The sequence below is a fragment of the Kitasatospora sp. NBC_00240 genome (assembly GCF_026342405.1).
In the GTDB taxonomy this organism is placed as follows: Bacteria; Actinomycetota; Actinomycetes; order Streptomycetales; family Streptomycetaceae; genus Kitasatospora.
The window spans coordinates 14,886-28,561 of record NZ_JAPEMU010000002.1; the positions used below are offsets into that span (position 1 = coordinate 14,886).

Here is a 13,676-nt window from a genome sequence, read left to right on the forward strand (position 1 = left end):
CCGTGACCCGATAGGCGGGGTGGATAATTGCTCCATGGACGAGATCGACCGCAGTATTTTGCGTGAGCTTCAGGAAGACGGCCGGCTGACCAATCAGGAGCTGGCCCAGCGCGTGGGGCTGACGGCCTCCCCGTGCATGCGGCGGGTGCGGCAACTCGAACAGGACGGAGTGATCCGCGGCTACCGGGCCGTCCTCGACCCCGAGACGGTCGGACGGGGGTTCGAGGTGCTCGTCTCGGTCGAGGTGAAGCGGGACCGTCAGGCAGTCGAAGCATTCGAGGCCGCACTTCAGGACATCCCCGACGTCGTCGAGGCGTACCGCTTGTTCGGCAACCCCGGCTGCCTGCTACGCATCGCGGTGGCCGACCTCAAGGCCTACGAGCGACTGTGGATCGAACGGCTCACCACACTCCCCGGCATTTCCGAGGTCAACTCACAGATCGTCATGAAGCGGATCAAAGAACCCCGCGGCCTGCCCGTCGGGCGCTGACAGCCATCGAATTCCGCATCGGCCTTGGGCCGTTCCACTGCCGGATCGGCGTTTCTATGACTTATCAAACCAGACGGACTTCGGGCCATAGATGCGGACGAGATGGACAGCTGCTCCTACGGCCAGAGGAGGGATGTTGTTCGTCTATTGGGCATAGCACCATCAAAGCGGCATGACTATAAGCCACTTACGGGACTAGAGATGCCAAAACGCCCACTCAGGTCGCGTCTGGCAGCTGACACGAGCTGTTGCGCGCCACGGGTGGCGCGATGCCCACGCGCCAAGCCGGTACCGCTCAACACGTCCTCGACGCACAGGAAAGGCCGGAAACCGGCGCGGTGCTCTCCGGCTGGCCGCGGGCGCAGCTCGGCATGACCAAGGCCACCTTGTCCGAACTCCTCTCCGAGAGGCGAGTACTGCCGGGGGCCGGTCCGGCCCCGGCAACCTAGTGCCGTATCAAGGAACCTTTGCCCTCTTGTGATGTGACGCGCCGTCCGGCTGCTGTGCCGGGCGGCGGGGGTGCGCGAGGCTGTGCGGGTGGCAGAGCGAGTGCGGGTTCGTGAGATCGACGACGACGAGGGGCAGCGGCTGCTGCGGATCATCCGGCGGGGCACCGGGTCGGTGGTGACCTGGCGGCGAGCGCAGATGGTGCTGCTGTCCGCGCAGGGCATGGACGTGCCGGGGATCGCCGAGGTCAGCTTCACGAGCGCGGACCGGGTTCGGGACGTGCTGCACAACTTCAATACCGACGGCTTCGCCTCCCTGTACCCGAAGTACGGGGGCGGGCGGCCGAAGACCTTCACTCTGCCCGAACGCCGGGAGATCAAGAAGATCGCGAAGTCCAAGCCGGTCGAGCACGGCCTGCCCTTCTCGACCTGGAGCCTGGTCAAGCTGGCCGACTTCCTGGTCGCCGAGGGGGTGGTCGACGACATCAGCCACGAGGGCCTGCGCATCCTGCTCCGCGAGGAAGGCGTCTCCTTTCAACGCATAAAGACCTGGAAGACCTCCCGCGACCCCGACTACGCCGCCAAGAAGGCCCGCGTCGAACACCTCTACGCGATCGCCGACGGCGAGGTCATACCCGAGCCCGGCGAGCCCGAAGTCGTCTTCTGCATGGACGAGTTCGGCCCCCTCAACCTCCAGCCCCATCCCGGCCGGCACTGGGCCGAGCGCGGAGGCAAGCACAAGGACCCCGAGCGCGAGCCCCGCCCCAAGCGACGCGCGACCTACACCCGCCCGCACGGGGTCCGCCACCTGATGGCCGCCTACGACCTGGCCAAAGACAAGATGTACGGCCACGTCAAGAAGACCAAGAACCGCACCAAGTTCCTGGAGTTCTGCCGCTACCTGCGTACCCTCTACCCGTCCGACGTGCGCATCGCGATCATCTGCGACAACTACTCCCCGCATCTGACCACCAAGCGGTGCCGCCGGGTCGCGGACTGGGCCGAGGCCAACAACGTCGAGATCGCCTACACCCCGACCAACTCCTCCTGGCTGAACCGCATCGAGGCCCAGTTCACCGCCCTGCGCTACTTCGCCCTCGACGGCACCGACCACCCCAGCCACAAGGCTCAGGGCAGCATGATCCGCCGCTACATCATCTGGCGGAACAACCACGCCGCCGACAAGCGCCTTCGCCAACTCGTCGCCCGGGCCAACGTGGCCTGATCCCGGAAGTTTCGGTCAGTTGCCGGTGTGAAGATCTCCAGCCAGCGCCGCAACAATGTCAGACCACGCCGCGGTGCCGAGCGCCGCGTCGGCCTCCGCCGTGCCACCGTAGCGGAACCGGTCAGAGTGACCGGCAGGCCCTTCCCCGGGCAACCGGGGACGATGCCCGGCATCGAACGAGGTCACAAGCCTGGCTGGACGGCCCACCGAAGCGCGGCGCGCAGCCAGTTCCTGTGCGAAGAGCAGCGACGGCCACATCTGATCGTCCCCGCCTGCCACGAGAACGATCTGGGCGGCGGTCTGCTCGATCGGGATCACGGCCGCGCGCGCAGCCTCGGCATGGGTCTGCCGGCTCTGCTCGTAATGGGTCCGACAGGTCGTCGGCTCGCCTTCTGCCTCTGCAGGAGTCCAGGCATCATCGTAGGAGATGAACGGGACGGGCTCGCCCCTCCAGGTCCAGGACGACCGATAGGGGTGGGTCAGACCGTCGATGCCGGGGCCGACGTTCGCCCAGACCACGGAGGTGGGAGACATGGCCACCACCGCATCGACGCGCGGATCGCGGACGGCCAGCAGAAGTGCCGCCTCGGCTCCCTTGGAAAATCCAAGGACACCGACTCTCCCTCCTGCTTTGGTCTGCAGGAGGTCGATCGCCTCAACGAACCTCTCCAGCGGGATCTCGCAGATTCCCTGTGCCTGGCCGTCGCCGCCGAACCAGCGAATCGACAACGCGGTCATCCCCGCGCGGGCGAGTACGCGGCAGCGTTCGACGTCGATGCGGCCACTCGAACCGGCCAGCACCAGTACGCCCACCCTGCTGCCTCCCACCGGCTCGACCAGCACACCTTCGAAAGGCTCGCTGATCGCGTGTTCGATGATCTCCATGACCCTCCCTCAGACGTCGCGCTTTGCGATCATCTCAGGAGGGGCCGAACCGACCCACACAGGGCGTACGTTGCTTGATGCGGCACTAGGGTTCGGGCGCAGCAGGTCGGCTGCGGTGCTCAGGACGGTGGTGGCCTCAACCCTGACGGGCAGCATCGACGACCAGCCGGCACGACGCGTACGCGCGGTGGGACTACGAGATCCTCGGACGTATCAAGCCCGCCGAGTTCCCGCTCTGCGGCACGCAGTCACGGTGTCGTCGTCCTTCTGACCGTCTGGTTTGCGTCGGCGCAGGCCTGTGCCCGCGCCGACGCGGCGCTACGGACGGTCGCGGTAGAGATCGGCCAGGAGCGCGACGGCGACATGGGTGGCGGGGTGGGGGCCGTGCTGGCGCCAGATGACGTGGACGAGAACGGGCGAGGCGTCGCGCACCCGTCGGTAGGTGATGCCGTCGCGCCGGTACTGGGCCACTGTGCCTTCCGGGGTGACACCGACGCAGCGGCCTGTGGTGATCACGGCGAGCCAGTCGTCGATGTCCCGTGTGTGTTCCACCGAGGGGCGTACGTCTTCGGGCCACAGTTCGGTGGTGGTGGTGCCGGTGCGGCGGTCCACGACCAGCGTGCGTTCCCGGATGTCGTCGAGGGCGATGGTTCGGCGGCGGGCCCACCGGTCGTCGCTGGCCATGGCGCAGTATCGGCGCTCGTGTCCGACGAGAGCGTTGGCGTAGCGGTGGGTGTCGAAGGTGGTCCGGACGACGGCGAGGTCGCACAGTCCTTCGGCGAGGCCGCCGGTGGGGGTGTTGGCGCGGATCAGGTGGAGTTCGATGTCGGGGTAGCGGTCGGCCCAGCGGCGCTGGAATTCGGCGGTGTGGCGGCCCATGGCCGACCAGGCGTGGCCGATCGTGAGGTGGGTGTGGCCGGTGGCGGCTTCGCGGATCAGGGCGTCGGCTTCGGAGAGGAGGTGCCGGGCGCGGGCGAGGGCTTGGACGCCGGCGGTGGTGGGGGTGACGGTGCGGCTGGTGCGGTGCAGCAGCCGGACACCGAGGATCTTCTCCAGGGCCAGCAGGGTGCGGGAAGCGGCGGCTTGGGAGAGGCCGAGCTCGGCGGCAGCGTCGGTGAAGCTGCCCGTGTCGACGATCGCGACCAGACAGCGCAGGTGCCGCAGCTCCATATCCATGACCCCAGCGTATAGACGACGGCGTTCATGCATTTTGCGTATGGCTCGGCCCGGCGGATGCTCGGTGCCATGACGACGCAGGCACAGGGAGCGCGGGTCGGCGAAGCCGTCCACGGGGATGCGGGTCCTTCTTCCGGCCGGTTGGTGGGGATGGCGATGATGTTCGGCAGCGGGCTGTCGAACCAGGTCGGTGCGGCTGTCGCGGCTCAGGCGTTTCCGGTGATCGGTCCGGTGGGTGTGGTGGCGGTCCGGCAGTGGGTGGCCGCCGTGGTCCTGGCGGCGGCTGGACGGCCGAGGCTGAGGGCCTTCACCTGGGCGCAGTGGAAGCCGGTGCTGGCCCTGGCGGTGGTGTTCGCCACGATGAACCTGTCGCTCTACACCGCGATCGACCGCGTCGGGCTCGGTCTGGCCATCACTCTGGAGTTCCTGGGCCCGCTGTCCGTGGCGCTGGCAGCGTCCCGCCGCGCGGTGGACCTGGGATGCGGACTGATGGCCGGGGCGGCCACTGTGCTCCTGGTGCGCCCGCAACCCTCCACGGACTACCTCGGGATCGGCCTGGGCCTGCTGGCCGCGGTGTGCTGGGCGGCGTACATTCTGCTCAACCGCACGGTCGGTTCACTGGTGCCGGGTGCGCAGGGCTCGGCCGCATCTGCAATCGTCTCCGGCCTGCTCTACGTACCCGTCGGGCTCGTCTTCTTCGTCCACCGCGCACCGTCTGCGGCCGCACTGGCGCACGCTGCCACAGCGGGCGTCCTGTCTTCCGCCGTCCCGTTCCTGGTCGACCTGCTGGTGCTGCGCCGTGTCCCGGCCAGGTTCTTCGGCCTGTTCATGAGCGTCAACCCGGTACTGGCCGCGCTGGTCGGCCTCGGCGTCCTCGGCCAAGCGTTGGACTGGGTCGAGTGGACCGCCATCACCGGCATCGTGGCGGCCAATGCGGTCTCCGTACTCGGCGCCGCACGCCGTACGCAGTCGTTCCCGGACACGGCCCGCAGCGCTTCGCACGCATGAGTCATTGGTACCGGAGCGGAGCGGGACGAGCACTCACCGGAGGGACTGCTGAGAGGACGAGCGCTACTCGGGGATCCCGACAGGGCCCACAAGGGGAGTCTCCCGCAAGGGTCACTGGGGGCCCGAATCGGCAGGCACCTGGAGCGGGCGCAGCTGGGCGTGTTGGCGCCCGCCGGGTGATGGCCCAAGGTGTGCGTCTCGGGTTCCGGCGGGCGCGTGCCACCGACGTTACCGGCCGCCAAGCGCAGCGCACGGAGGCGCGGCGGACAACCGGGTTTCTCAGATGTCGAGTATGAGCAGCGGGTAGGCGCGGACATCGGCGGCGGCTTCCTTGGCGGTAATGGTGCCGAGGAGGCTGCCGGGTGCGGGGGCGGGACCTTCCGGGAGGCCAGAGGAGGCGCATCGCCGTTTGCCAGATCCGCGACGGCGGCCACAGCCAGGAGTACTACCAGCGCAAGATCAACGACGGAAAGACACCCGCTGAGGCCCGCTGGCCCCCAGCGACGCTTCCGACCTGGTCTGCCGGATCATGAAAGCGACCATCGGACCCGACTTGTCACATCCGCTTGACACACGGAGGCGCTGTGAAGTCACAGCCACCCGTTGGCCGCGTGCAGTGGCCCCGCTGATGAGCCGACAAATCCGCAACAGGCGGGCGTGCACTGGGCTCTACGGCGGGTGGTGCGCCCGACAAGCCGGAACGGCCCGCCAGGTAGACTGACGGGCCGTCATGAACGAGTCGCGGCCAAACCCCATCAGGACTCGTTCCGTGAAATTATCCGACGTTGCACTGAAAGGATGAACGACGGCCATCCAAAGACACTAGAAATTGTAGTATCGCAATCCGGCCTGCACCGTCGAGGATCCGTGGCCGTTGTCCTGTCCCGAGGCTGCTGCGCTGGCGATACCGGCGCCTCCGGCAACGAGCAGCAGACCGACGAGGATGGGCATGGCGAGCTTGTTGAGGAATCTCATCTCGAACTCCGTCCAAGAAAACATCAACTATCGATCGACGTCCTCCCAAGTTTCCCGGTCACCTCACCGGCAACGCATCTCCGGAAGCCGTTTCCCATATACTCGCCCTCAGCGAGCCTGCCCGTCCATAGGTCCGCAAACTCATTTCCTGCTGGCCGACTGAGAACGTCTTCCAATCGTCGGGACACCCATTCCACGGGCAGCGCCGCAGGCCAGAAGGTGGGCCCGCCAAGTTCACCGGGGGCCGGCCCCACGGACCAACCCGACGGTCCGCGAGACATGACCGTACTCTGCACCTGTCCCCGCTAGCGGCCGGCCACCCGGGGGCCGGAACCGACCAGGATTGGTTTGGGGCCGTCCACTGCCTGATCGCCGTGCCTGGGCACCCGGTTACCACCGCTGACGTCCGATCAGCAGCATACCTGTCACGAGGACTATCGCGGTGGTGTGAGGCGGATCGAAGAAGGCTCTTGGTTCGCTCCACTGGGCGGGCACACGAATAGAATTGACGGACCATTGACTGCCGGTGGGCAGCCCATGGAGGGGTGGCGTCGGGTCATGGCGGTCGGGAACCAGCGATCTTCGAGGCCACGAACACGCTGGCGTGCTTGGGTGTGTGGCGGACGGCGGTCAGCCGCCTACCGCCTCCGGGGATCTCGAGCACCACGATCCCCCCGCAGGTACCCGTCTCGGTGGCACTGCTCGCAGCCTCACCTGCGTTGAGGCGTTTCGGGCCACCCGACCCGCCGGGTGACCCTCCAACCGGCTCGGGGCCGGCGTGCATTCCATGACTTGGACGATTTATCTCGCCGCGTTCCAATCCGTCCAGCACGGACTCCCGGTCCGGCTCCAGAATGCCGATGCTGTCAGCCCGGAATGAAACGGGTCCTTTTACATCCTGCCGAGTCCGGTCTGGATTGTGAGCCAGGACCGCGTGGTCAATTCCGGTCTCGTCCCGGATGAAAGTGATCCATGTTCTACCCGGTGCGCGGAAAGGCGGGCCGGCCGGGGCGGCGGAACGCGGCGGTCGGGATCGGAATAATCTGCCGCTCCGCGGTCCGGTCCACGAGATTCTGGCGGCCAGGTTGTTCAAGCCGTAATGGCGGGAGTGGCCGGCCGCCGGCTCGATCACCCAAGCCGTCTGCTGCCACAGATTCCGCGCAATCCGGAATTACCCATTTCTCGGCTCGCGGTCCGGCCGGGCCCTCGCAGAGCCGCTCGAAGGCGCGGTCGAGAAGGCGGCGACGATGACGCGGCCGGGCGAAGTCACCCCATGCTGGCCGCAGTCGCGAAGAGCCTCGAACGCAGTGCCGATACGTGCGACCGCATGCACGGCCTGAACGCCCGGCTGGGTACCGGTTCTTACAGGCCGCCAGCTCGGTCGGTGAGGCAGCCGGGTCTCGCTGAACCCCTGCAGGTAGGGATACGTGTCCACTTGGGAGGCTCCTGTGGTCACGTGGGAGCCGATTGACGGACTTGGGGGCTTGGATCGTGGGGATTGTTCCTGAAGAGCACCTTGCCGGGCTGCGGGCGTCGCTTCAGCTGATGGCCGCCATCGGCCAGGCCAACGGCGGCGGGGAGGTCTTCGGCCGCACACTGCGAAGGGTCCTGGCGGAGGCCAAGGACGGGCCGGACCCCGATGGCGCGCTCAACCAGCTCATCCTGTGGCTGTCCACACTGTCGGAGCACTTCCTCGATCAGCTTTCTGAAGCCACCGGTCTTGACCGCGGCGCCCTCCTGGCGCAGGTGTACCGAAACCACTACCTCCAGCCCCGCCCCCGGAGTAGCCAGGGTGGTCCGCCTCTGCTGGGCGGCTTCGGTGCACCAGGGGCAGACCCGGTCCGGTAGCGGCGCCGTTCGCTCAGGTGGTCGACCTCCGGGCGGACCACGGTTCTGCTCGGGCGGCAGAGCGAACACGCGTCGCAGGGATCGAGACCCACGAGGGACCGTGGCTGCTGCGGTTCGTCCACAGGGCAGGTCGCCACCGGATGCCGCCGTGGGTGTACTCGCAACTTCGGCCGCATCGGCGTCCCGGCGTGAGTCCGCGCCCTCCATCGACAGTATGCAGCCAGGGGCGTCGCCCGGGATTGGGCTCTTGAGCTCAATTCTCGATCAGGCAATTGACGTCGGCACAGGTAGGAAGTCACCTTTCTCCACGCCCAGTTCCGGCGTTCTATCAGGCAAATTACACAGGGAGTAGCCATGTCCGCGCTCAAAAGGCTCGCCTACATGTCGATTGCCACGCTTCTTCTGCTTGCCGGCAGTGTCGCCACCGCTTCAACGGCCTCGGCCGGACTCCGGTTCTACAACTGAGTGACGTTCCTCCGCGTGGTGGGATGCCTGGGGACTGGCTGTGCGAGCCCGGTGGGGCCCGCACAGCTGGGCCAGACAGGGCCGCGCCCTCGGAGCCGCAGCACATAGCTTTCGGACCCCCGCATCGGGGTCACCACATGCCTGTTGCAGTCTGCTGGGCTCCGGTGCCCCGGCACGACAGGCGCTCATGGCCAGTCCCCCGGACGGGGCCGCGGGCGCGCTGAGGGATCAGGCGGACACAGATATGTCCAAATGTCCCCCGTCTGTGCTCATTCGTACTAGGCTTGCCGGGTATGAAGGTCCTGGCGGACGGCACCCTGCCTGCCGATGTGACGAGTTTGGTGGGGCGCCGCACAGAGGTCGCCGAGCTGAAGAAGGTGCTGTCCGAGGCTCGCTTGGTGACGCTGTCCGGCGTGGGCGGCGTCGGGAAGACCCGTCTGGCGATGCAGGTGTCGCGGGAGGTCCACCGGGCGTTCCCGGACGGGGTGCACTGGGTGTCCCTTGCGGAAGTCGGCGAGCCGGGGCTGGTGGGGCTGACCACGATGGCAGCGGTCGGCGTACACACGATGGGCTCCGATGCCATCGCGGCGTTGATCGACTTCCTACGCGGCAAACGGTTACTGCTGGTGTTGGACAATTGCGAGCACCTGGTCGATGCATGCGCGGAGCTGGTGGCGGCCCTCCTGCGGGCGTGCCCGGGAGTGCGGGTGCTGGCCACCAGCAGGGAAGTGCTCGACATCGCGGGCGAGCGCTCGTTCGTCGTGCCGCCGCTGTCCGCGCCGGGAGCCGACGACCCGACGGCCAGGCACGGTGGTGATATGACCGATGCGGTGGAACTCTTCGCGGAGCGAGCCGCGGCGGCGGCCCCGGGGTTCGAGCTCACGGCGGACAACGAGCAGGCGGTGGCGGCCTTGTGCCGACACCTGGACGGCCTGCCGCTGGCCATCGAACTCGCCGCCGTCCGCATGCGGGTCCTGACCGTGGACGAGCTACTGGCTCGTCAGGGCGAACGCTACGAACTCCTCAGCGCGCAGGGCCGGGGGCTGCTGCCGAGGCAGCAGTCCCTGCGAGCGACGGTGGACTGGAGCTTCGAACTCTGTTCGCCGCAGGAGCGGCTGCTGTGGGCCCGGCTGTCGGTATTCGTCGGCGGCTGCGACCTCGCCGCCGCCGAAATCGTCTGCGCCGGCGAGGGCCTCACGCGGTCCGCGGTGCTCGACGCCATGACGGGCCTGGTCGAGAAATCCGTCCTGATGCGGGAGGAGGCACAGGGCCGAGTCCGGTACCAGATGCTTGAGACGATCCGTCAGTACGGCCGCGAGCAGCTGCAGACGACCGGCGAAGGGGCAGAACTGCGTCGCCGGCACCGGGACCGCTACCTCGAACTGGCGGAACGGGTGAAGGAGCAGTGGTGGTTCGGTCCGGGGCAGGTGGCCCTGTTCTCGTCCACCCGGGAAGAGCACGCGAATCTCCGTGCGGCGATGGAGTACTCCCTGACCGAGCCCGGCCAGGCCGGGGCGGGCACGCGTATGGCCGGAGCACTGTGGATCTACTGGATTGTGTGCGGTCTGCCGCACGAGGGCACGCTCTGGCTGGAGCGCGCACTGGCCTGCGAGACCGAGCCAGGCTGGCAACGGGCCGAGGCCCTCTGGGCAGCGAGCCTCGTCAGCGCTTACGGCGGAAACCCGGGCCCGGCAACGGTGGAAGAGATCCTCGCCATGATGGCGGAGTGCCAAGCCCTGGCCGAGCAACTGGGCGACCCGGCCTTCCTGGCCCACGCGACCTACCTTTCGGGATTCGCGCAGCTTCGCGGTAGCGACCCGTTGCAAGGCTTCACCATGCTCACGGAGGGTATCGAGCTGGAACGAGCCCTCGGCGAAGCAAATCCCCACCTGAGCTTCGCCCAGTTCCTCCTCACCATCGCCGCCACCCTGGGCAACCTCGGCGACATGGTCACGGACATCGGTGGGGAGGCCCTCAACGCCTGCCGGGCCCGCGGCGACGAGTGGTTGCAGTCCTGGATCGTCCTGCTCATCGGAATGGTCGGCGTGCTGAACGACCGTGAGGAGGCGCCAGGCCAGCTGCGTGAAGCGATCCGGCTCAAGCAGCCGTTCCGCGAGCTGCTGGGCATCGGAAGCGCCGTCGAGTTCCTGGCCTGGTGCGCGATGACCGACAGGGACATCAAGCTGGCTGCGAAACTTTTCGGCGCCGTCACGGTGTTCCTGAAGCCCCTTGGACTCGACATGGAGCAGTTCGTTCTCCAGGGTGAGTGGAGCGATCACCGTAATCACGAGTGGGTTGTGCAGCAGGCCAAGGACGCCTTGGGCGAGGCTGCCTACCTTCGGGCTTTTCGCAGCGGCACCCGCCTCACCCAGGACGAAGCCATCGCCCTCGCCCTCGGAGAGGAGAGCCGGCCCGAACAGGCCACGGCAGCCCCCCGTACGGCATTGCTGACTCGACGGGAAGTACAGATCGCCGACCTGCTCGCCGAAGGCCTGTCCAACAAGGAGATCGCCGACCGGCTGGTCATTGCTCAGCGCACCGCCGAAACGCACGTCGCGAGCATCCTCACCAAACTCGGCCTCACCTCTCGCTCCCAGGTCGCCATCTGGGTCACCAGGCAGCGCGGCACGGGGGCGGAATGATCCGAGGGAGACCAGGCATTTCGGTGTCCTGTCTCGGAGCCGACGCCCTTCGGACGTCGTTGACGACTCGTAGTGGGAACAATCCCCGCGAGGGCGGGGCCGACATCCCACATCAGGTGGGAGGGGCGTGGCGTCAGAAGCGATTCCCAAACCGAGGGACGTGACTGTCACTCGAACTTCCGTGCGCATCGGGCTCGTTCGGGTGATCGCTCCGCGGCCGGCGCATAGAAGAAGGGCCTCCTGCGCAGTTCGGTGATGTCGAGTCAACGAACCATCAGGAGGCCCTGGTGTCCCACTGTGCCGTGTTCGCTCCGTCCGCGTCCAGCTCCGGCATGTCGTGCGATTGCCTCGCACACCGGCTCGGGAATGCCGCTGACCAGCCCGACCGGGCCCGCCGCTACGGCTCCGATCTGACCGACGCGGAGTGGGCGATCGTGCGGCCGCTGCTGCCGGTCCCGTCCTGGCTGAACGGCTGCGGCGGCCGCCCGGAGGGCTATTGCCACCGGCAGATGATCGACGCCGTGCGCTACCTGGTCACCGAGGGCGTGCGCTGGGCCAGCCTGCCCACCGACTTCCCCAAGTGGCGGGCGGCATACCGGTTCTTCCGCCGCTGGCGCGACAACGACTACACCAAGGAGCTCTACGGCCGACTGCGCAAGATGCTGCGCGAACTGGCCGGCAAGAAGGAGGAGCCGACCGCCGCGATCATCGACTCGCAGTCGGTCAAGGCCGACGCCACCGTCGGCGCCGCCACCCGCGGCTACGACGCCGGGAAGAAAATCAACGGCCGCAAACGACACATCGCCGTGGACACCCTCGGCCTGCTGCTGACCGTGATCGTCACCGACGCGTCGGTCAAGGACAACGACGCCGGCCGCGACCTCCTTGAACACCTGCGCGCCGAACACCACCGCATCACCCTGGTCTGGGCCGACGGCGGCTACACCGGCTGGCTGGTCGTCTTCGCCGCCGCCGTCCTGGCCCTCGCGCTGACTGTCGTCAAGCGCAGCGACGACGCCAAGGGGTTCGTGTTGCTGCCGCGCCGCTGGGTCGTGGAGCGCAGTTTCTCCTGGCTGATCCGGGCCCGGCGGCTGGCCCGGGACTACGAGACCCGCATCGACAGTGCCGAGGCGATGGCCTGGTGGGCCGCGAGCATCCCGGCCACCCGCCGCCTGGCCCGCTCCGGCCGACCGGCGCCCCGGCGCCTCAAGCGGTCCGCGGCCTGAACAGCCCCGGCCGCCCCTCGGTCAGCCAGCCCCGCTCGACCAGCCGCTTCGCCCGAAACCGCGCTGCCTGCTCCCGCGCGTCACTGGCCGACCAACCCAGATGCTCACGCATCGCCCGAGCCCGCACTCCGTCCCCGCCACCGGCGGCATCCTCGTGGACCAGGGCCACGATCCGCGCGCACTCGGGCGGCAGCACCTCGATCCCCACCCCCTCGCGCCACAGCGGGACTTCCACCCGCGGCCCAGCAGCATCCGCGGCCGGCAAATCCATCGACGCACCGACCACGACGGCTTCCTCGGCCGCCTCGGCCAGGGCCTCGACCGTCTCCTCGCGGGCGATGACCGCGCGCCGCGCGGCCTCATCCGCCTCGGCCACAGCAGCCTGAAGCCGCTCCAGCTCGGCCCGCAACTCCTCCGCCCGGGCCAGCGCCACCCGCTCGCGCCTCTCCAGCACACCCAGCACCGACGGCATCCGCCACCTCCAGCACGCCCCGCACGGACACGACGCTCCGAGCATGCCTACGACCGACGGCCACACACCTCACCTGGGAAAACGTGACCCTACCTTCGGTTTGGGACTCGCTTCTCAGGGAACATCGGCATGCCCATCCTCACTCGTGTGTTCCTGAACCCGCTGCGCCCGGGGCTCAGAAGTTTTTGGGTTCGCCGCAGGCGATGCATGCGGCTGTCGCCGGTGCGACTGCTTTGTATGACGATCCGGGCCGGTCGTTGTGGCGGCTGGACGCGGATGCGCCGCACCGGCCGGTGTTGTTGGTGTTGACGCAGGTGGAGGCCGATTTCACGCACATTGTGGAGCAGGCGGGGTGGCCGAATGTGGCCGCCGGTAGGCCGCAGGGGCGGGACTGTGGTGGTTTGTTGTCGCGGGTCGAGGCCGGTCAGCGGTATCGGTTCAGGGTGACGGCGAATCCGGTTCAGACGATGGCGTCGCAGCCGAGTGGGACCGGTGACGGTTCGTCGGGTGTGCCTCGTGAGAGGGGACGGGTACTGGGACACCGGACGGCGGCGCATCAGAGTCGCTGGTTCCTCGAGCGCACCGCGCGCTGGGGGTTCGAGGTGCCGCGGACCGGAGTGGGTGAGGAGCCGGACATGCGGATCCTTCACAGGGAACGGTTGTCCTTCGGGAAGGAGAAGGGCGCGCAGCGCGTGTCTCTCCAGACGGCAACGTTCGAGGGTGTGCTGACGGTGACAGAGCCGAAGGTGTTGGTGGATGCGCTGACGGTGGGCGTGGCAGGGCGCGGGCGTACGGGTGCGGTCTGCTGACGCTTGCTG

11 protein-coding genes are annotated in these 13,676 nt (G+C 68.0%); 7 read left to right on the forward strand and 4 right to left on the reverse strand.

All coding sequences use genetic code 11. From position 1 onward, the window contains the following. Positions 1-34: 34 nt before the first annotated feature. Both OG689_RS40130 and OG689_RS40135 read left to right on the forward strand, forming a co-directional pair. Positions 35-490 (forward strand): Lrp/AsnC family transcriptional regulator, encoded by a 456-nt coding sequence (locus OG689_RS40130; RefSeq protein WP_266327903.1) that lies wholly within the window; start codon positions 35-37, stop codon positions 488-490. A 537-nt stretch (positions 491-1,027) separates the two neighbouring features. Continuing rightward, entirely contained in the window at positions 1,028-2,161 is a 1,134-nt protein-coding gene (locus OG689_RS40135) for an IS630 family transposase (RefSeq protein WP_266327905.1), read from the forward strand. A gap of 15 nt (positions 2,162-2,176) precedes the next feature. On the opposite strand, the gene OG689_RS40140 is transcribed toward OG689_RS40135, so the two are convergent. Both OG689_RS40140 and OG689_RS40145 read right to left on the reverse strand, forming a co-directional pair. Then, positions 2,177-3,046, reverse strand: a complete 870-nt coding sequence (locus OG689_RS40140; RefSeq protein ID WP_266327907.1) for an acyl-CoA thioester hydrolase/BAAT C-terminal domain-containing protein — start codon at positions 3,044-3,046, stop codon at positions 2,177-2,179. A 318-nt stretch (positions 3,047-3,364) separates the two neighbouring features. Next, positions 3,365-4,222 (reverse strand): LysR family transcriptional regulator, encoded by an 858-nt coding sequence (locus OG689_RS40145; RefSeq protein ID WP_266327909.1) that lies wholly within the window; start codon positions 4,220-4,222, stop codon positions 3,365-3,367. A 69-nt stretch (positions 4,223-4,291) separates the two neighbouring features. Here OG689_RS40145 and OG689_RS40150 point away from each other — a divergent pair, with 69 nt between their 5' ends. Further along, positions 4,292-5,230, forward strand: a complete 939-nt coding sequence (locus tag OG689_RS40150) for an EamA family transporter (protein ID WP_266327911.1) — start codon at positions 4,292-4,294, stop codon at positions 5,228-5,230. An 822-nt stretch (positions 5,231-6,052) separates the two neighbouring features. On the opposite strand, the gene OG689_RS40155 is transcribed toward OG689_RS40150, so the two are convergent. Continuing rightward, positions 6,053-6,205, reverse strand: coding sequence for a hypothetical protein (locus OG689_RS40155; protein ID WP_266327913.1), 153 nt, complete (start codon positions 6,203-6,205; stop codon positions 6,053-6,055). Positions 6,206-7,696: 1,491 nt separating this feature from the next. On the opposite strand from OG689_RS40155, the gene OG689_RS40160 reads away from it, so the two are divergent. From OG689_RS40160 to OG689_RS40170, 3 genes are all read left to right on the forward strand, one after another. Then, complete coding sequence (locus OG689_RS40160; protein WP_266327915.1) at positions 7,697-8,053, forward strand: hypothetical protein; 357 nt, start codon at positions 7,697-7,699, stop codon at positions 8,051-8,053. 758 nt (positions 8,054-8,811) lie between these two features. After that, the gene (locus tag OG689_RS40165; RefSeq protein WP_266327917.1) at positions 8,812-11,160 is read left to right on the forward strand and encodes a LuxR C-terminal-related transcriptional regulator; all 2,349 of its coding nucleotides are present in this window, start codon (positions 8,812-8,814) and stop codon (positions 11,158-11,160) included. Between the two features lie 287 nt (positions 11,161-11,447). Continuing rightward, positions 11,448-12,386 carry an IS5 family transposase gene (locus OG689_RS40170; RefSeq protein WP_266327919.1) on the forward strand — a complete coding sequence of 313 codons (939 nt, stop codon included), beginning with the start codon at positions 11,448-11,450 and terminating at the stop codon, positions 12,384-12,386. Here OG689_RS40170 and OG689_RS40175 read toward each other — a convergent pair. Further along, a complete protein-coding gene (locus OG689_RS40175; RefSeq protein ID WP_266327921.1) occupies positions 12,367-12,858 on the reverse strand; it encodes a hypothetical protein in 492 nt (163 codons plus the stop codon). The two genes, OG689_RS40170 and OG689_RS40175, sit on opposite strands and share 20 nt — an antisense overlap. Before the next feature lie 185 nt (positions 12,859-13,043). Here OG689_RS40175 and OG689_RS40180 point away from each other — a divergent pair, with 185 nt between their 5' ends. Further along, positions 13,044-13,667 (forward strand): type I-E CRISPR-associated protein Cas6/Cse3/CasE, encoded by a 624-nt coding sequence (locus tag OG689_RS40180; protein WP_266327923.1) that lies wholly within the window; start codon positions 13,044-13,046, stop codon positions 13,665-13,667. Positions 13,668-13,676 lie beyond the last annotated feature (9 nt).

Excerpts from the sequence above, each read along its gene's own strand:
- OG689_RS40130 (WP_266327903.1), top strand. The coding sequence starts at position 35 with ATGGACGAGATCGACCGCAGTATTTTGCGTGAGCTTCAGGAAGACGGC.
- OG689_RS40140 (WP_266327907.1), bottom strand. The coding sequence starts at position 3,046 with ATGGAGATCATCGAACACGCGATCAGCGAGCCTTTCGAAGGTGTGCTG.
- OG689_RS40145 (WP_266327909.1), bottom strand. The coding sequence starts at position 4,222 with ATGGATATGGAGCTGCGGCACCTGCGCTGTCTGGTCGCGATCGTCGAC.
- OG689_RS40150 (WP_266327911.1), top strand. The coding sequence starts at position 4,292 with ATGACGACGCAGGCACAGGGAGCGCGGGTCGGCGAAGCCGTCCACGGG.
- OG689_RS40155 (WP_266327913.1), bottom strand. The coding sequence starts at position 6,205 with ATGAGATTCCTCAACAAGCTCGCCATGCCCATCCTCGTCGGTCTGCTG.
- OG689_RS40165 (WP_266327917.1), top strand. The coding sequence starts at position 8,812 with ATGAAGGTCCTGGCGGACGGCACCCTGCCTGCCGATGTGACGAGTTTG.
- OG689_RS40175 (WP_266327921.1), bottom strand. The coding sequence starts at position 12,858 with ATGCCGTCGGTGCTGGGTGTGCTGGAGAGGCGCGAGCGGGTGGCGCTG.